Source organism: Actinospineispora spinosispora DSM 44797 (assembly GCF_000429025.1).
In the GTDB taxonomy this organism is placed as follows: domain Bacteria; phylum Actinomycetota; class Actinomycetes; order Mycobacteriales; family Pseudonocardiaceae; genus Pseudonocardia; species Pseudonocardia spinosispora.
The window spans coordinates 817,154-833,744 of sequence record NZ_KE386833.1; the positions used below are offsets into that span (position 1 = coordinate 817,154).

17 protein-coding genes are annotated in these 16,591 nt (G+C 70.1%); 8 read left to right on the forward strand and 9 right to left on the reverse strand.

Annotation, left to right across the window (positions count from 1 at the left end):
* The first annotated feature begins 47 nt into the window (after positions 1 to 47).
* The 4 genes from G406_RS0127470 to G406_RS0127485 are packed head-to-tail and all read left to right on the forward strand — an operon-like array spanning position 48 to position 3,705.
* Positions 48 to 1,253 (forward strand): acyl-CoA dehydrogenase family protein, encoded by a 1,206-nt coding sequence (locus tag G406_RS0127470; RefSeq protein WP_084216410.1) that lies wholly within the window; start codon positions 48 to 50, stop codon positions 1,251 to 1,253.
* Complete coding sequence (locus G406_RS0127475) at positions 1,250 to 2,014, forward strand: SDR family oxidoreductase (protein WP_028936247.1); 765 nt, start codon at positions 1,250 to 1,252, stop codon at positions 2,012 to 2,014. Before G406_RS0127470 ends, G406_RS0127475 begins: the two co-directional genes overlap by 4 nt.
* Positions 2,015 to 2,026: 12 nt before the next feature.
* On the forward strand, positions 2,027 to 3,187 hold the full coding sequence (locus G406_RS0127480; RefSeq protein ID WP_028936248.1) for an acetyl-CoA C-acetyltransferase: 1,161 nt from the start codon (positions 2,027 to 2,029) through the stop codon (positions 3,185 to 3,187).
* A gap of 14 nt (positions 3,188 to 3,201) precedes the next feature.
* Positions 3,202 to 3,705, forward strand: coding sequence for a flavin reductase family protein (locus G406_RS0127485; RefSeq protein ID WP_245607231.1), 504 nt, complete (start codon positions 3,202 to 3,204; stop codon positions 3,703 to 3,705).
* A gap of 101 nt (positions 3,706 to 3,806) precedes the next feature.
* Here the strand turns inward: G406_RS0127485 and G406_RS0127490 are convergent, their stop codons facing one another.
* The 7 genes from G406_RS0127490 to G406_RS0127520 are packed head-to-tail and all read right to left on the reverse strand — an operon-like array spanning position 3,807 to position 10,061.
* Positions 3,807 to 4,886 carry an NAD(P)H-dependent flavin oxidoreductase gene (locus tag G406_RS0127490; RefSeq protein ID WP_028936249.1) on the reverse strand — a complete coding sequence of 360 codons (1,080 nt, stop codon included), beginning with the start codon at positions 4,884 to 4,886 and terminating at the stop codon, positions 3,807 to 3,809.
* Positions 4,883 to 5,614 (reverse strand): CoA-transferase subunit beta, encoded by a 732-nt coding sequence (locus G406_RS0127495; RefSeq protein ID WP_028936250.1) that lies wholly within the window; start codon positions 5,612 to 5,614, stop codon positions 4,883 to 4,885. The genes G406_RS0127490 and G406_RS0127495 overlap by 4 nt, the downstream gene beginning before the upstream one ends.
* Positions 5,611 to 6,471 (reverse strand): CoA transferase subunit A, encoded by an 861-nt coding sequence (locus tag G406_RS0127500; protein WP_028936251.1) that lies wholly within the window; start codon positions 6,469 to 6,471, stop codon positions 5,611 to 5,613. Before G406_RS0127500 ends, G406_RS0127495 begins: the two co-directional genes overlap by 4 nt.
* A gap of 14 nt (positions 6,472 to 6,485) precedes the next feature.
* Positions 6,486 to 7,232 carry an enoyl-CoA hydratase family protein gene (locus G406_RS0127505; protein ID WP_028936252.1) on the reverse strand — a complete coding sequence of 249 codons (747 nt, stop codon included), beginning with the start codon at positions 7,230 to 7,232 and terminating at the stop codon, positions 6,486 to 6,488.
* A gap of 2 nt (positions 7,233 to 7,234) precedes the next feature.
* Positions 7,235 to 8,149, reverse strand: coding sequence for an SDR family oxidoreductase (locus G406_RS0127510; protein WP_028936253.1), 915 nt, complete (start codon positions 8,147 to 8,149; stop codon positions 7,235 to 7,237).
* Positions 8,146 to 8,931, reverse strand: coding sequence for an SDR family oxidoreductase (locus G406_RS0127515; RefSeq protein ID WP_037078523.1), 786 nt, complete (start codon positions 8,929 to 8,931; stop codon positions 8,146 to 8,148). Before G406_RS0127515 ends, G406_RS0127510 begins: the two co-directional genes overlap by 4 nt.
* A complete protein-coding gene (locus tag G406_RS0127520) occupies positions 8,931 to 10,061 on the reverse strand; it encodes a steroid 3-ketoacyl-CoA thiolase (protein WP_028936255.1) in 1,131 nt (376 codons plus the stop codon). The genes G406_RS0127515 and G406_RS0127520 overlap by 1 nt, the downstream gene beginning before the upstream one ends.
* A 154-nt stretch (positions 10,062 to 10,215) precedes the next feature.
* Between G406_RS0127520 and G406_RS0127525 the strand changes: the two genes are divergently transcribed.
* From G406_RS0127525 to G406_RS0127540, 4 genes are all read left to right on the forward strand, one after another.
* Positions 10,216 to 11,451, forward strand: a complete 1,236-nt coding sequence (locus G406_RS0127525) for a cytochrome P450 (RefSeq protein ID WP_028936256.1) — start codon at positions 10,216 to 10,218, stop codon at positions 11,449 to 11,451.
* A complete protein-coding gene (locus tag G406_RS0127530) occupies positions 11,451 to 12,566 on the forward strand; it encodes an NDMA-dependent alcohol dehydrogenase (protein ID WP_028936257.1) in 1,116 nt (371 codons plus the stop codon). The genes G406_RS0127525 and G406_RS0127530 overlap by 1 nt, the downstream gene beginning before the upstream one ends.
* 14 nt (positions 12,567 to 12,580) lie before the next feature.
* Positions 12,581 to 13,432 carry an LLM class F420-dependent oxidoreductase gene (locus G406_RS0127535; RefSeq protein WP_028936258.1) on the forward strand — a complete coding sequence of 284 codons (852 nt, stop codon included), beginning with the start codon at positions 12,581 to 12,583 and terminating at the stop codon, positions 13,430 to 13,432.
* A 249-nt stretch (positions 13,433 to 13,681) separates the two neighbouring features.
* The gene (locus tag G406_RS0127540; protein WP_037078526.1) at positions 13,682 to 14,905 is read left to right on the forward strand and encodes a cytochrome P450; all 1,224 of its coding nucleotides are present in this window, start codon (positions 13,682 to 13,684) and stop codon (positions 14,903 to 14,905) included.
* On the opposite strand, the gene G406_RS0127545 is transcribed toward G406_RS0127540, so the two are convergent.
* Both G406_RS0127545 and G406_RS0127550 read right to left on the reverse strand, forming a co-directional pair.
* Positions 14,896 to 15,846, reverse strand: coding sequence for a GlxA family transcriptional regulator (locus G406_RS0127545; protein WP_028936260.1), 951 nt, complete (start codon positions 15,844 to 15,846; stop codon positions 14,896 to 14,898). The two genes, G406_RS0127540 and G406_RS0127545, sit on opposite strands and share 10 nt — an antisense overlap.
* A 76-nt stretch (positions 15,847 to 15,922) precedes the next feature.
* Complete coding sequence (locus tag G406_RS0127550; RefSeq protein ID WP_028936261.1) at positions 15,923 to 16,447, reverse strand: beta-class carbonic anhydrase; 525 nt, start codon at positions 16,445 to 16,447, stop codon at positions 15,923 to 15,925.
* Positions 16,448 to 16,591 lie beyond the last annotated feature (144 nt).

Sequence of the window (16,591 nt, forward strand, 5' to 3'; positions counted from 1 at the left end):
GGGAACTGCCCTCCCCAAATAGAACGTGTTCTAGTAATGTAGCAGCCATGAGTCCGCCGAGTACAGCGTTGGCACAGCCGTTGGACGGGGACCTGTTCCACAGTGATCCGGAGCGTTTTCGTCTCCTGGTTCGGGACTGGTTCGCGACCGCGTTGAGCGGTGAGTTCAGTGCTCTGCGGGGTGTCGGTGGACCGGGCCGGGAACACGAGGCCTTCGACGAACGGCTGGTCTGGGACCGTCATCTGGCCGCCGCCGGCCTGACCTGTATCGGCTGGCCGGTCGAGCACGGCGGACGCGGCGCAACGATGGCCCATCAGGTCGTCTTCCACGAGGAGTACGCGCGAGCCGATGCGCCCGCGCGGGTCAACCACCTCGGGGAGGAGCTGCTCGGGCCGACCCTGATCGCGTTCGGCACGCCGGCCCAGCGGACACGATTCCTGCCGGGCATCGTCGGGGTGCGCGAGCTGTGGTGCCAGGGCTACTCCGAGCCGAACGCGGGCTCCGACCTCGCCGCCGTGCGAACGCGTGCGGTACTCGACGGTGACCGGTGGGTGATCGACGGCCAGAAGGTGTGGACGTCGCTCGCGCACGTGTCCGACTGGTGCTTCCTGCTCGCCCGCACCGACCAGGAGCAGCAGCGCCACCGAGGGCTGTCCTACCTGCTCGTGCCGATGCGCCAGCCCGGCGTCGAGGTGCGCCCGATCCAGCAGCTGACCGGGACCTCCGAGTTCAACGAGGTCTTCTTCACCGGCGCCGACACCGAGGCCGATCTCGTGGTGGGTGAGGTCGGGGACGGCTGGCGGGTCGCGCTCGGGACGCTGGCGATGGAACGTGGCATCTCCACGCTCGGCCAGCAGGTGGGGTTCCGCCGTGAACTGGACGCGTTGGTCGAGTTGGCCCGCGCCACCGGCGCACTGGAGGACCCCGCGCTGCGGGACAAGCTGGTCAGGGCGCGCATCGGGCTCGAAGTGATGCACGCCCACGCCCGGCGAACCCTGGGCAGCGACGCACCCGGCGCGGCATCGGTGTCGAAGCTCGTGTGGGCGGCGTGGCACCGGGGCCTCGGTGAGCTGGCCATGGAGGTACTCGGCGCGGCGTCGCTCGTCGCCCGGGGTGAGCCCTACGACCTGGACCGATGGCAGCGGCTGTTCCTGTTCAGCCGCGCCGACACGATCTACGGAGGTTCTGACGAAGTGCAGCGGACCATTCTCGCCGAGCGTGTGCTCGGACTGCCCAGGGCCGTGCGCCGGTGAGGCCCGGGCACGAACTGCTCGCGGGCAAGGTGGTCGTGGTGACCGCCGCGGCGGGCACCGGTATCGGGTGCGCGGTCGCTGAGCGTGCGCTCGAGGAGGGTGCGCAGGTCGTGGTGAGTGATCACCACGAGCGCAGACTCGGTGAGACGGCGGAGCGGTTGCGCGCGACCCACGGCGACCGGGTGCACTCGCTGGTCTGCGACGTCACCGTCGAAGAACAGGTGCAGGCGCTGATCGACGGCTCGGCGCGGACGTTCGGCCGGATCGACGTGATGATCAACAACGCCGGCCTCGGCGGCACCCGTTCGGTGCTGGACATGCCGGACGAGGAATGGCTGCGCGTGCTGGACGTGACGTTGAACGGCACGTTCCGGTGCACGAGGGCGGCCATGCGTCAGATGGTCGGGCAGGGCGGCGGGGGAGTGATCGTCAACAACGCGTCGGTCATCGGTTGGCGCGCCCAGCAGGGGCAGGCGCACTACGCGGCCGCGAAGGCCGGCGTGATGGCGCTGACCCGCTGCTCCGCAATGGACGCGGCGGAACACGGGATCCGGGTCAACGCGGTGGCCCCGAGCCTCGCGATGCACGCGTTCCTGGCGAAGGTCACCACCGACGAGCTGCTCGACGAGCTGACTGCCAAGGAGGCGTTCGGCCGTGCCGCCGAACCCTGGGAGGTAGCGAACGTCATGGTCTTCCTGGCGAGCGACTACTCCAGTTACCTCACCGGCGAAGTCATCTCGGTCAGCAGCCAACGAGCTTAGAAGGAGTACAGCATGGACGCGTATCTGATCGATGCGGTGCGCAGCCCGGTCTGCCGGCGCGGTGGCTCGCTGGCCTCGGTGCACCCCGCCGACCTCGCGGGGCAGGTGATCGTCGCCCTGCTGGAACGTGTGGGCGTCGATCCGGCGACGATCGACGACGTGGTGCTCGGCTGTGTGGACACACTCGGGCCGCAGTCCGGTGACATCGCGCGGACCGCGTGGCTGGCAGCGGGTCTCCCCGAGGAGGTCCCCGGCGTGACGGTCGACCGGCAGTGCGGTTCCAGCCAGCAGGCGCTGCACTTCGCCGCGCAGGCGGTGGCCAGCGGAACCGCTGACCTGGTGGTGGCCGGCGGAGTGCAGAACATGAGCGCCGTCCCGATCGGCTCGGCGATGACCGTCGGCGAGCAGTTCGGCTTCCCCACCCCGTACACCGGTTCGGTCGGCTGGGAGAAGCGCTACGGAGGCGAAGAGATATCCCAGTTCAGGGCGGCTGAGATGATCGCCGAGAAATGGGACATCTCCCGCGACGACATGGAGGCCTACGCGCTGCGCAGCCACCAGCGGGCACTGGAGGCGATCGACGGCGGAGCCTTCGAGCGCGAGATCGTGCCGATCGAGTCCGGTACCGCGACCGTGACCGTCGACGAGTGTCCCCGCCGCGACACCAGCGCGGAGCGGATGGCGAGACTGGCGCCGCTGACCGAGGGCGGCCGGGTCACCGCGGCCGCCGCCAGCCAGATCTGCGACGGCGCGAGCGCGGTGCTGGTCGCGTCCGCGCAGGCGGTGCGGCAGTACGGCTTGAAGCCCAGAGCCCGGGTGCACCACCTGTCCGCGCGGGGCGACGACCCGGTGATGATGCTGACCGCCCCGATCCCGGCGACCCGCCACGCACTGGCGAAGGCGGGCCTGACGATCGAGGACATCGACCTGGTCGAGATCAACGAGGCGTTCGCGAGCGTCGTGCAGGCCTGGCTCAAGGAGACCGGCGCGGACGCCGACCGCGTCAACGTCCACGGCGGTGCGATCGCACTTGGCCACCCGCTCGGCGCGACCGGCACGAAGCTGTGCGCGACGCTGCTCAACGCGTTGGAGCGGCGCGGCGGTCGCTACGGCCTTCAGGTCATGTGCGAGGGCGGCGGGCAGGCCAACGTGACGATCATCGAACGCCTCTGATGGGGGAGCAGGACGTGGTTTCGGACTCGACGACGGACATCGACAGCATTCGGTTCCGTGAGGTGCTGGGTAGCTACCCGACCGGCGTCACGGTGATCACCGCGGTCGGGGAGGACGGCAGGCCGGCGGGCATGGCGGTGGGATCGTTCACCTCGGTGTCGCTCGACCCGCCGTTGGTCGCGTTCCTGCCGGACCGCTCGTCCAGCAGCTTCCCGAGGATCCGCACGGCGAGCAGCTTCTGTGTCAACGTGCTGGCGGCGGACCAGGAAGCGGTGTGCCGGGCCTTCGCGACGCGCGGCGGTGACAAGTTCGCCGGAGTCGGCTGGCAGCCGGCCGGCTCCGGCGCGCCTCGCCTGGACGGGGTCGCGGCGTGGATCGACTGTGACTTCGAGTCGGTCCAGGAGGCGGGAGACCACTACATCGTGCTCGGCAGGGTCCGCGAGCTGGACTCCACGGACGAACGCCCGCCCCTGGTCTTCTTCCAGGGCGGCTACGGCCGCTTCTCCAGCACCGCCTAGCCCGGACGCCTTCCCACCGGCACCGCCCAGTGGCACGAATGTGGCTTTAGGGACGTTCAACGTCCCTAAAGCCACATCCGTGACATCGGTGGGTGGGTGGTCTAGGGGGTGCCGGTGACCGCGGGGGACTGTGGTGCCAGCTTCGTGAGGATGCCGGTTGCCTGTTCGACGACGCCGGTGATCAGGTCCGCGCAGGTGGGCAGGTCCGTCACCATGCCGACGACCTGGCCCGAGGCGAGCACCCCCGCGTCGGTGCGGCCCTGCACCAGCCCGGCGCGCAGCAGCATCGGAGTGTTGGCGGCCATCAGCACCTGCGCCCAGGTCAGGTCCCTGCCGTGGCGCATCGCGCGACCCTCACGGATCATCGTCGGCCATGACATCCCGGTGATCGCGCGGAAGCGTGCCGCGTTCGCCACCGCGCGAGTGAGACCGCGCAGTGTGCCCGCCTTCTCGAGACCGTCGACCAGGTCAGTGCGCAGGACCCGGTGCGGCATCCCGTCCACCCGGGTCGTCACCACGGTGCCGTCCAGCCCGAAGCCGAGGTAGTTGCGCTTGACCTCGTCGGGCACGGTGCTCTCCTGGGTGAGCAGGAAGCGGGTACCCATCGCCACCCCGGCGGCACCGTAGGCGAGCGCCGCGGCCAGGCCGCGTCCGTCGAAGAACCCGCCGGCCGCGATGACCGGGATGTCCACCGCGTCCAGCACCGAGGGCAGCAGCAGCGTCGTCGCCACACCACCGGTGTGCCCGCCGCCCTCGCCACCCTGGACGATGACCGCGTCGGCACCCCAGGACGCGACCTTCTCGGCATGCCTGGCCGCGCCGATCGACGGCACGACCACGACACCGGCGTCCTTCAGCTTGGCGATCATCTCCTTGCGCGGCGCGAGCGCGAACGACGCGACGGCGACCTTCTCCTTGATCAGCAGATCGACCCGCTCGGGTGCGTCGGTCGCGTCCGCGCGCAGGTTCACCCCGAACGGTTTGTCGGTGCGCTGCCTGGTCTCGGCGATCGCCTTCTCCAGCTCGGCGAACGTCATGGTCGCCGAGGCGAGGATGCCGAGCCCCCCGGCATCGGCGACCGCCCCCACCAGGCGTGGCCCGGCGACCCAGCCCATGCCCGTCTGCACGACCGGGTGCCGTACGCCGACCAGTCTGGTCAATGCCGTGTCGAGCGTGCTCATGACGGAACCTCCTTCTCGCGCCTGCCCGCCGGGTCGAGCGTGTCGCGCAGAATCTCGAGCTCAGCCGAGGAAGGCGACCTGGTGGTCTCCACGCCGTCCGTCTCGACCGCGAAGCCGGTCTGTGCGACAACCTCGCTCGTGTCGACCCAGGGGTGGACCGAGCGCAGTCGGATCGAGCCGTCCGAGGTCTGGAAGTCGAACACCGCCAGGTTGGTCACCACCCGGTGGACGTCGTGGTACCTCAGACCACCGGCACGCGCCCGGTCGTGGCCGACCCCGGAGACGACGTCGACGGCCTCGACGAGCACCCGCGCGGAATGGCGGGGCACCCAGTAGCTGGTGCGATGGTTGATCGTGTTGCCCGGTGCGCCGCGCACACCGAGCAGCTGGCGCACCGGACGCTCGTGGGGCCCGATGCAGCTGATGTTCTGGTTACCGAACCGGTCGACCTGGTTGGCGCCCATCACGACGTGCCTGCGGCCGCCGGGCACCACCACGTCGAGCACCACCCGGAACGGCAGCCACCCCTCCGGGGCACCGTCCGGCGCGAGCAGGGTCGCCTCGCCGTCGGACAGCAGCAGGTCCGGGGCGCTGGTCAGCCTGGCGAGCCGCGCGCCGAGCGACGGGATCAGGCCCATCGGCGAGGCGACGACCTCGCCGTCGGAGGCGAACAGGTCGGCGCAGGCCGCGACGCACACCTCGGCCCTGGTGATCGTGCTGTCGGTCATGCCGTCCACTCCCGTACCGCCGCGTGGTAGGCGGCGTCATCGCCTGCCAGGAACGTGCGCTCGAACTCGGGCCAGGTCTCCGGATCACGGGCGGAGTCTGCGTAGTGCCGCTGAAACGCCTCGTCCCGGTCGTAGTCGGGCACACAGCTGGTCGGATGGGCACCGCCGGGCGCCTCGATCACCCCGTCGACCATCGTGCGGTTCAGCAACAGGGTCTGCGGTGCCGCCTTGGTGAGCTCCGAGGTGGGCACGATCCGCTCGACCGACACGTAGCGCTTCGTCGCCGCCAGGCAGTAGAGGTCGTCGAAGTACGGGTCCGGTCCGAGGTACTGCGCGTTGCCGTACCGGTCGGCACGGTTGAGGTGCACCAGCGTGGCGTCCAGCGACAGGGCCGGCATCGCCACGAACTCCTCGGCCTCCTCCGGCGAGGCGTACGGGTCCCGGACGGTGCGCAGCTCGGGGTTGAGCGCCATGACATCGGAGCCGAGCCCGGCCCTGATGGGCAGGAACGGCAGGCGCTGGGACCGCGCGCGCAACCCGGTCTGCAGCATGCCCTCGTCCAGCTCCCGCACGGAGATGCTGCCTTCCTGGCGCGCGCGGGAGAAGTGCGGGTCGTAGGGGATCGTGTCGAGCGTGACGAAGCCGTACACCGCCCGACGGACCTTGCCGGCCGCACACAGCAGGCCCATCTCCGGCCCGCCGTAGGACACGATGGTCAGATCCCGCAACGGGGACGTCAGGATCGCCCTGACCAGCGCCATCGGTTTGCGCCGCGAACCCCAGCCGCCGATGCCGATGGTCATGCCGTCGCGCAGTTCGGCGACCACCTCGGCGGGCGACATCCGTTTGTCCCGCATCCCCTTGCCCTCCATCAGCTGCTCTCTCCCGCGCCGAACCGGTCGCGGATCTCGTCGCCGGCACCGGTGAGGGTCAGCTCGTAGGTGAAGCCCTGCTCGTAGCGGTAGCTGCGACGCACCGGCTGCGGGTCGATCCCGTTGAGCGCCTCTTTCGCGGCCCGGATCACCCGGGTGTCCTTCGCCGCGATCTCGCCGGCGACCTTGAGCGCGGCGGCGTCCAGCTCGCCCCTCGGAACGACGTCGAGCACCGAACCGTGCTGGTGCAGCTCCCGTGCGGTGATCGTGCGCGCGGTGAAGTACAGCGCGCGCAGCAGGTGCTGGGGGACCATCCGTGCCAGGTGGGTGGCGGCGCCGAGCGCGCCGCGGTCGACCTCCGGCAGCCCGAACGTCGCGTCCTCCGAAGCCAGCAGGACGTCGGCGTTCCCGACCAGTCCGATGCCACCGCCGAGGCAGAACCCGTGCACGGCGGCGACGACCGGAACCGCGCAGTCGTAGACGGCGCCGAACGCGGCGGCGCAGCCGCGGTTGACCCCGACCAGGGCCTGGTGGTCCGAGGCTCGCTGAAGTTCCTTGATGTCGACGCCCGCGCAGAACCCTCGTCCCTCGGCGCGCAGGACGACCACGTGGGTGCCCGGGTCGTCGCCCGCGTCACGCAGCGCCGCGGCCAGGTCGAACCAGCCGGCGACGGGTAGCGCGTTGACCGGCGGCGCGGCGATCGTGATGACCGCGATCGCGCCGTCGCGGTGTGTGGTGATGCTCATGATCAGCTCCCGTAGATCGGTTCGGGCTCGACGGCCTCGGCGAGCAGTTTCGGCACCACGGTGCCCAGCTCGGCCGGTGTCCAGCGCCGCTGCTGGGAGGCCGACGGCCCGTGCCGCCAGCCCTGCGCGACGCTGACCCGGCCCCCCTCGACCTCGAAGACCCGCCCGGTGACGTCCCGCGACTCGGTGCTGCCCAGCCAGACGAGCAGCGGCGACACGTTCTCCGGTGCCATGGCGTCGAAGGCCTCGGCGCCGTCTTGCGGCGCCGCCATCGTCGCGGCGAAGACCTGCTCGGTCATCCGGGTGCGCGCCGCCGGGGCGATCGCGTTGACCGTCACGCCGTACCGGGCCAGCTCAGCCGAGGCCACCAGGGTCAGCCCGAGGATGCCGGCCTTGGCGGTCGAGTACGTGCCCTGGCCGACGCTGCCCAGCAACCCGGCGCCGGAGCTGGTGTTGATGACCCGTGCGTCCACCGGACGTCCGGCCTTGCGCTCCGCCCGCCAGTACGCGGCGGCATGGTGCAGCGGTGCGGCGTGCCCCTTGAGGTGTACTCGCAGCACCGCGTCCCACTCGTCCTCCTCCAGGCTGACCAGCATGCGGTCCCGCAGGATGCCGGCGTTGTTGACCAGGACGTCCAGACGGCCGTACTCGCCGACCGCGTGCGCGATCAGCTGCTCGGCGCCCGCCCAGTCGGCGATGTCCGAACCGTCGGGGACCGCGTCACCGCCCGCCGCGCGGATCTCCTCGACGACCTCGGCCGCCGGACCGCCGGAACCGCCCGCGCCGTCCAGCTCGGCGCCGATGTCGTTCACGACGACCTTGGCGCCGGCGGCCGCGAAGGCCAGCGCGTGCGCCCTGCCCAGCCCGCGACCGGCTCCGGTCACCACCACTACGCGCCCCGCGCAGAGCCCACTCATGACTTCACTCCCCGTGCGTTGGATGCCGTCAGAAATGCCGGCCGTTCGCCTCCGCCGTGCACCGCGAGCGTCGCGCCGGTGACGTAAGAAGCCATCGGTGAGGCGAGGAACAGCGCGCAGGCGCCGATCTCCTCGGGCTCGGCGAGCCTGCCCAGCGGAACGGTCGCGCCGACCGAGGCGATGCCGTCGGCGTCGCCGTAGTGCAGGTGCGCCTGTTCGGTGCGCACCATGCCGACCGCCAACGCGTTGACCCGAACCCGAGGCGCCCACTCGACCGCGAGACTCCCGGTGAGGCTTTCCAGGCCGGCTTTGGCGGCGCCGTACGCCGCGGTTCCGGGGGAGGGGCGGTGCGCACTGACGCTGCTGATCATCACGATCGAGCCGCCGCCGTCCTGAGTCTGCATCACCGCGTTGGCGGCCTGCGCGACCAGCAGCGGCGCGAGCAGGTTCAGCCCGACGATCCCGGAGTGGAAGCGGGGCGAGGCGTCGGCTGCCGCCGCCGACGGCGAGCCGCCGGCGTTGTTGACCAGCACGTCCAGCCTGCCGTGCCGCGTGACGATCTCCTCGACCAGCGCGGTGACCTGTTCCGGCTCCCGTACGTCGCACCGGATGAACCCGGGGTCGCCGGACTCCGGAGGGGTCCTCCCACAGGTCAGAACCGTGGCGCCGGCTCGATGAAAGGTGCTGACGATGCCGACGCCCACGCCGCGGCTGCCACCGGTGACCAGCACGACCGCGCCGTCCAGCCGAGGCGTGTCGCCGGACGGCAGCCGCGTGGCCATCAGATGCGCTCCAGGATGGTCGCGGTGGACAGCGCGCCGCCCGCGCACATCGTGACCAGCGCGGTGTTGCCATCGCTGCGCTCCAGCTCGTGCAGCGCGGTGGTGATCAGCCGGGCACCGGTGCTGCCGACCGGATGGCCGAGCGCGATGGCCCCGCCGTTGACGTTGACCCGGTCCATGTCCGGCTCGTGCACCGAGGCCCAGGACAGGACGACCGACGCGAACGCCTCGTTGACCTCGAAGAGGTCGAGGTCGCCGATCTTCATGCCGGAGCGCTCCAGTACCCGCTCGGTGGCGCGCACCGGGCCGTCCAGGTGGTAGTAGGGCTCGGCGCCGACCAGGCACTGCGCCACGATCCGGGCGCGCGGACGAAGACCGAGGGCCTCGGCCCTGTCGGAGTCCATGATCAGCACCGCGGCGGCGCCGTCCGAGATCTGGGACGACGAACCGGCCGTGTGCACGCCGCCCTCGAGTACCGGCTTGAGCGCCGAGAGCCCTTCGAGGGTGGTCTCACGCAAGCCTCCGTCGCGCGTCACGGTCTCGTCGCCGACCGCGACCGGGACGATCTCGCGGTCGAACCGGCCCTCCGCCCACGCCTGTGCGGCGCGGGCCTGTGAGCGCAGCCCGAGCGCGTCGGTGTCCTCGCGGGTCAGGCCCCGACGGGTCGCGATCCGCTCGGCGGCCTGGAACTGGTTGGGCAGGTCGATGTCCCAGGTCGACGGCCTGCGGTTCGCCACGTTCTCGCCGACGTTCGCGCCGAGCGGGACCCTGCTCATCGCCTCGACGCCACAGGCGATCCCGGCGTCGATGGCCCCCGCGCTGATCAGGCCGGCGACCAGGTGGCTCGCCTGCTGGGCGGACCCGCACTGGCAGTCGATCGTGGTCGCGCCGGTCTGTTCGGCGAGCCCCGCGTGCAGCCATGCGGTGCGGGTGATGTTGTTCGACTGCTCGCCGAACTGGGTCACACAGCCACCGAACACCTGCTCGACGACACTGGAGTCGATGCCAGCCCGATCCACCACACCACGCTGCGCCGCCGCCAGGATCTCGGCGGCGTGCAGCCCGGCCAACGCCTTCCCGCGCCGTCCGATCGGCGTACGAACCGCCTCCACCACCACCGGGTTGCCCATGGGTTTCCTCTCTGAGAGCAGATGCTCCCCCTAAACTAGAACGTGTTCTCATTCATGACAAGTTCGAGAGCGGGTGAGGGCTTCACCTTGTCGACAGGGTGTGCTCTACTGCTAGTAGAACGTGTTCCAAAATACTTGAGCACTGGAGGTCGCAGTGAGCGCTGGGCTAATCCCCGAGGGCTTTGACTTCACCGATCCCGACGTCTACGCCCAACGGGTGCCGCTGGCGGAGTTCGCCGAACTGAGGCGGACCGCGCCGGTCTGGTGGAACGCGCAGCGCAGAGGTAGTGCGGGGTACGACGACGAAGGCTTCTGGGTGGTGAGCAGGCACGCCGACGTCAAGGCGGTCTCGCTCAACCACGAGGTGTACTCCACCTGGGAGAACACGGCGATCATCCGGCACAGCGAAGGCATCACGCGCGACCAGATCGACATCCAGCGAATCATCATGATCAACACTGATCCGCCGCAGCACAGCGGTCTTCGGCGGATCGTGTCGCGCGGATTCACCCCTCGTGCGCTGAGCAGCCTGAAGGACGCACTGGCCGAGCGTGCCGAGCGCATCGTGCACGCCGCGCTCGAGGACGGCACCGGCGACTTCGTCGCCGACGTCGCCTGCGAGCTACCGCTGCAGGCGATCGCCGAGCTGATCGGCGTCCCGCAGGAGGACCGGAAGAAGATCTTCGACTGGTCCAACCAGATGATCGCGGCCGACGATCCGGAGATCGAGATCGACCAGATGACGGCCTCGGCGGAGCTCCTGGGCTACGCGATGGCGCTGTCCGAGGAACGCAAGGGCTGCCCGAAGGACGACATCGTCACGAAGCTCGTGCAGGCCGACCTCGACGGCCGGGGGCTGAACTCCGACGAGTTCGGCTTCTTCGTGCTCCTGCTCGCCGTGGCGGGCAACGAGACGACCCGCAACGCGATCACCCACGGGATGATGGCGATGCTGGACAACCCCGAGCAGTGGGAGCTGTACAAGGCCGAGCGTCCCGCCACGGCGGCCGACGAGATCGTCCGGTGGGCGACGCCGGTGGTGTCCTTCCAGCGCACCGCGAAGGTGGACACGGAGCTCAACGGCCAGGCCATCAAGGCGGGCGACCGGGTCGGCATCTTCTACAGCTCGGCGAACTACGACGAGTCGGTGTTCGAGGCGCCGGAGCGGTTCGACATCACCCGCGACCCGAACCCGCACCTGGGCTTCGGCGGCGGCGGCGCGCACTTCTGCCTCGGCGCGAACCTGGCGCGCATGGAGATCGACCTGATGTTCAACGCGATCGCCGAGCACATGCCGGACATCACCCGGGCGGGCGCGGAACGACGACTGCGCATCGGGTGGATCAACGGCATCAAGGAATTCCCGGTCAACTACGGAGGTACCCGCTGATGCGGACCCGGGCGGCCGCTCTGCTGGAGCAGCCAGGCAAATGGCAGATCATCGACGTCGACCTCGACGAGCCTTCGGCGAACGAGGTGCGTGTCCGGTTCAAGGCGGCCGGGCTGTGCCACTCCGATGATCACTCGGCGACCGGTGACATGCCGGTGGGCAAGTTCCCGCTGATCGGGGGGCACGAAGGCGCCGGAATCGTCGAGGCGGTGGGCCCCGGGGTCCGGTCGCTGGCGGTGGGCGACCACGTGGTGGCGCAGTTCGTGCCGTCCTGCGGCCGCTGCGTCCCGTGTACCTCCGGTGCGGGCAACCTGTGTGACCTCGGCATCCACGCGCTCGCCGGATCGATGGCCGACGGGACGTTCCGTGCGCACCACAACGGTGCCGACGTAGGACAGATGACCATGGTCGGCACATTCGCAGAGCAGGCCATCGTCTCCGAGTACTCGCTGACCAAGATCGATGACGACATCCCGTTCCACGTGGCGGCGCTGCTGTCCTGCGGCGTGCCGACCGGTTGGGGATCCGCCGAGTACGGGGCGCAGGTCAAGGCCGGCCAGACGGTCATCGTCATGGGTGTCGGCGGCGTCGGGATGAATGCGGTGCAGTCCGCCGCCGCCCATGGCGCGTCGCACGTGATCGCGGTCGACCCGGTCGAGTTCAAGCGCGAGACGGCGAAGAAGTTCGGCGCCACCCACACGTTCGCCGGCATCGACGAGGCCGCCGACTTCGCCCGGTCCGTCACCAACTGGCAGGGCGCCGACTCGGCGATCGTCACGGTCGGTGTCACCACCGGCGAGCACGTCGCGCAGGCGGTCAATTCGATCGCCAAGCTGGGCACCGTCGTGGTGACCGGCATCGGCGACGTGAAGGCCGAAGGCCTGCCGATCAACCTGTGGCTGCTGTCGATGATGCAGAAGCGCATCCAGGGTGTGCTGTTCGGCATGGGCACCCCGCCCTACGAGATCAGGCGGCTCGCCGCGATGTACAAGGCGGGCAGGCTCAAGCTCGACGAACTGATCACCACCACCTACAAGCTCGATGACGTCAACCAGGCGTATGCGGACATGCACGCGGGCCGCAACGTCCGAGGCGTCATCCTGCACGAGAACTGAAAAGGCAGAGGGCGATGAAGCTAGGTCTGGTTGTCTTCCTGACCGACGAGGTGATCGACCCCGTCCGGTTGGCCAAGGAAGCCGAAGCACGCGGCTTCCACTCCGTGTACTTCCCGGAGCACACGCACATCCCGGTCGCGCGCAACACGCCGCACCCGTTGGAAGGCCGGGACTTCAACCCCGCCTACCGGCGCACGCTGGACCCGTACATCGCGCTGGCGGCGGCGTCCTCGGTCACCGAACGGCTGCAGCTGGGCACCGGGATCGGCGTGGTCGCCCTGCACGACCCGATCATCCTGGCGAAAGAGCTGGCCACCCTGGACTACCTGTCCGGCGGCAGGCTGGTACTCGGCATCGGTTACGGCTGGAACCACGACGAGATGCACCACCACGGCATCGACCCCGCCACCCGGCGCGGTCGCACGCGTGAGGTGATGCTGGCGATGACCGAGCTGTGGAGCAAGGAGGTCGCCGAGTTCCACGGAAAGCACGTCGAGTTCGGACCGTCCTGGGCCTGGCCGAAGCCGGTGCAGCAGCCGAGGCCCCGAGTGCTGATCGGCGGCCCGGCCGCACCCAAGACCTTCGCCCACATCGCTGAGTTCGGCGACGGATGGCTGCCACTGGGTGCCTCCGGGCTGCGCAGGTCGATCCCCGAGCTGCACCAGGCGTTCACCGACGCCGGCCGGGACCCGTCGGAGGCACAGATCGTGGTGATGGACGGTCCACCCACCGAGGACAAGCTGGCCTACTTCGACTCCCTCGGCGTCGAGGAGGTGGCGATCTGGGTACCACCGGGCGACACCGACGACACCCTGCGAGTCCTCGACGACTACGCGAAGCGCTACCCCGCCCTCCTCCCCTCGTGAGTGCGTAGAGCGGCTATAGAGGCTGTTCCAAATCGATGCACCCGGCGCTGGGATTGGCCTGGCGGCCAGTCGTTCGGCCCGTGCGCGGCCGCAGGCAGACGGTTCTGTGCCGCGGAACTTGTGCGCTTCCCCGGCAGAACCGGCATAGCGTCCCACTGCGGGTCCGAGCGATTCATGTTGGTCCCGGCGGAGACTACCTGCCTTGGGGTGACGTGAATGAATGCCGGCGCACAGGTTCGGTCCTGCCCCGTGGCTGCGGGGTTCGACCCGCTCAGCGAAGGGTTCCTTACTGATCCGTACGCGGCGTTGGAGCAGGTTCGCCCTCTGGGTCCGGTGTTCTTCTCGCCGGTACTGAACCGCTGGGTCGTCACCGGCTATGCGGAGATCGAGCAGGTACTGCTGGATCCGGCGACGTACTCCGCCGCGGAGGCGCAGCGTGCGCTCTACCCCGTGTGCCCCGAGGCGGATGCGATCCTGGCCGGTCTGAGCTTGGTGCCCACCATGTCGAACGCCGATCCGCCCGGTCACGCCCGGTTCCGGTCGGTCATCGTGCGTGCCCTGTCCCCGCGCCGGATGGCGAAGCTTGAGCCGATCATCCGCGAGCGGACGTCAGCGCTGATCGACTCGCTGCTGGCGGCGGGCTCCGGCGGTGACATAGTGGCGGGGCTGTGCCACCCGTTGCCGGCGGCGACGTTGTTCGCGCTGATCGGCTTCCCCGCCGAGGACGGGGCGCGGATCAAGGCGTGGTGCGAGGACAAGATCGAGGTGAACTGGGGCCGCCCGTCGGCTGAGCAGCAGGTGCGCTCGGCGAACAGCATGGTCGCGTTCCTCGGTCATTGTCGTGCCCTGGTCGGGCAGCGCAGGGCCCGGCCCGCCGACGATCTGACCAGTGATCTCGTCGCCGACGAACGATCGCTGACCGATGAGGAGATCGCGAGCCTCCTGTTCGCCCTCAGCTTCGCCGGCCACGAGACCACGACCAGCATGCTCGGCAACGCCCTGCTGCAGCTGCTGTCGCGGCCGGGGTTGTGGGCGCGGGTTGGTGCCGAGCGGGCGTTGATCCCCGGTGCGATCGAGGAGACGCTGCGGTACGACACCTCGGTGCCGATGTGGCGTCGGGTCAGCACGCGGGAGAGTGTGCTCGGCGGTGTTGTCCTCCCCGAGGGCGCCCGGCTCGTGCTCTGCTTCGGCGCGGCCGGGCGAGAGCCGGGCCGGTTCCCGGACCCCGACCGGTTCGACGTCGAGCGAGCAGAGGCGCGTCGGCAGCTGTCCTTCGGCAAGGGCATCCACCTGTGCGCGGGTGCCTCGCTGGCCCGGCTGGAGGGCCGGACCGTGCTCAACGAGCTGGCCGACCGGATGCCTGACCTGCGTCTGTCCCCGGACCGGGTACCGAGGTACCCGGCGAACATTTCCTTCCGGGGGCCGCGCGAGCTGTGGGTGGACTGGGGCGTCGGTCGTGGGTCTCACCCGTGATCGGCGTGGCGTGGTGAACGCCAGGTACGCCGGTAGGCGCTGGGGGTCGTTCCGAGCTCGCGGGCGAGGTGGGTCCGGAGTGTGACCGCGCTGCCGAGCCCACAGCGGTGGGCGATGTCGTCGACGGTGAGGTCGGTGGCTTCGAGCAGGCGACGGGCCTCGAGCACTCGTTGGCTGGTCAGCCACTGCATCGGGGTCATGTTGATCTCTGCATGGAACAGGCGGGTGAAGGTGCGGACGGCGGTACCGGTGTGCCGCGCGAGGTGGGCGACGGTGAGCGGCCGGTGCATCTCGGCGATCGCCCAGTCGCAGGTGCGTACGAGCCGGTCGTCGATGTCCGCCAGCGGGCGGCGGGAGAACTGGGCCTGCCCGCCGGGGCGGTGCGTGGCCACCACCATCCGCCGTGCCACGGCCGCTGCCGCCGCGGCGCCATGATCTCGCTGGTACAGGTGCAGGCACAGGTCGATGCCGGCGGTGATCCCGGCGCTGGTCAGGATCGAACCGGTGTCGAGGTAGAGGACGTCGGGGTTCAGCCGCACAGTGGGGAACCGCGCGCGGAACTCCTCGGCGTGCTGCCAGTGGGTGGTGGCGGCACGACCGTCGAGCAGCCCGGCGGCGGCCAACGCGAAAGCGCCCACGCATACCGAGGCGATCCGGGTGCCCCGGGCCGCCGCGGCGCGCAGCGCGGCCAGGACCGGCTCCGGTGGTGCGGTCCGTGGGGCGTATCCGGGCACGATGACCGTGTCGGCGTGCTCCAGCGCGGCCAGGTCGGCGGTCGCCTCGATGGCGAACCCGGTGGTCGAGGGCACCGAACCGGGGCGTGGGGCGCACACGGTGAAGCGGTAGGTGTCCCGTTCCTGCTCGTGGCCGAAGATCTGGGCCGCCATCGACAGGTCGAAGGCCACGACCTCCGGCAGGGCCAGCGCCATCACCTGGTGCATCGAGCCCTCACTCACCGGGTGGTCGTGTCGGCATGCGCCCAGAGTATGCACAGGCCCCGGCCCGGGGGCGCGAGAGTCATACGACTTCGGTGAGAAGGCCGGTCGCCACGTCGTAGACGTATCCGGTCACGGCAGACGCCGGGTCGAGCAGTGGAGCGGCCCGCAGCGTCTCGACGTCGGCGGCGACGGTCTTGGCCGGGTCGACGACGGCCAGCTCGGCCAGCTCGACGGAGTCGTGATGGCCCAGGCGCGCGAACTGCTCCCGCAGGGTCTCGTCGGCGAACAAGGCAGACCCGCAGTCGGTGTGGTGCACGACCGCGATGTCGAACCAGTCCGCCTCAGGGGTCTTCTCGCGGTGCAGGTGGCTGATCCACTCCAGGTCCCGCAGGACCGAAGCGGTCACCCGTCCGCCGACGTTACGGACCACGATCGCGTCGCCCAGCTCCAGACCGAGCACCTGCGCGGGATCCACTCGGGGGTCGATGCAGGTCAGGACGACCAGCTGACGGTTGGGGATGAACGGGACGGCAGGCACCCTGTCCTTCGCGTCGGTCCGCGCGAAGGCCCGGTTGCGCTCCAGGAGCGTGTCCATGTGTTTCATGGGGACCAGCGTGCCCACCGCACGGGAACGCCACGAGCGCCCGGACGGCCACGAATGGCAAGAAATCGGCCACGGCTCCGCCCGCCACGATCAGTCCAATGCAGAGACCTCTGCGAAGTCGAGCTCACGGCCGACGGAGGGGTG

Bases quoted from the DNA above. Each gene is read 5' to 3' on its own strand.
- G406_RS0127550 (WP_028936261.1), bottom strand. From the start codon at position 16,447: ATGAAACACATGGACACGCTCCTGGAGCGCAACCGGGCCTTCGCGCGG.
- G406_RS0127470 (WP_084216410.1), top strand. From the start codon at position 48: ATGAGTCCGCCGAGTACAGCGTTGGCACAGCCGTTGGACGGGGACCTG.
- G406_RS0127495 (WP_028936250.1), bottom strand. From the start codon at position 5,614: ATGACCGACAGCACGATCACCAGGGCCGAGGTGTGCGTCGCGGCCTGC.
- G406_RS0127505 (WP_028936252.1), bottom strand. From the start codon at position 7,232: ATGAGCATCACCACACACCGCGACGGCGCGATCGCGGTCATCACGATC.
- G406_RS0127480 (WP_028936248.1), top strand. From the start codon at position 2,027: ATGGACGCGTATCTGATCGATGCGGTGCGCAGCCCGGTCTGCCGGCGC.
- G406_RS0127520 (WP_028936255.1), bottom strand. From the start codon at position 10,061: ATGGGCAACCCGGTGGTGGTGGAGGCGGTTCGTACGCCGATCGGACGG.
- G406_RS0127510 (WP_028936253.1), bottom strand. From the start codon at position 8,149: ATGAGTGGGCTCTGCGCGGGGCGCGTAGTGGTGGTGACCGGAGCCGGT.
- G406_RS0127490 (WP_028936249.1), bottom strand. From the start codon at position 4,886: ATGAGCACGCTCGACACGGCATTGACCAGACTGGTCGGCGTACGGCAC.
- G406_RS0127500 (WP_028936251.1), bottom strand. From the start codon at position 6,471: ATGCGGGACAAACGGATGTCGCCCGCCGAGGTGGTCGCCGAACTGCGC.
- G406_RS0127515 (WP_037078523.1), bottom strand. From the start codon at position 8,931: ATGGCCACGCGGCTGCCGTCCGGCGACACGCCTCGGCTGGACGGCGCG.
- G406_RS0127545 (WP_028936260.1), bottom strand. From the start codon at position 15,846: ATGCACCAGGTGATGGCGCTGGCCCTGCCGGAGGTCGTGGCCTTCGAC.
- G406_RS0127535 (WP_028936258.1), top strand. From the start codon at position 12,581: ATGAAGCTAGGTCTGGTTGTCTTCCTGACCGACGAGGTGATCGACCCC.
- G406_RS0127530 (WP_028936257.1), top strand. From the start codon at position 11,451: ATGCGGACCCGGGCGGCCGCTCTGCTGGAGCAGCCAGGCAAATGGCAG.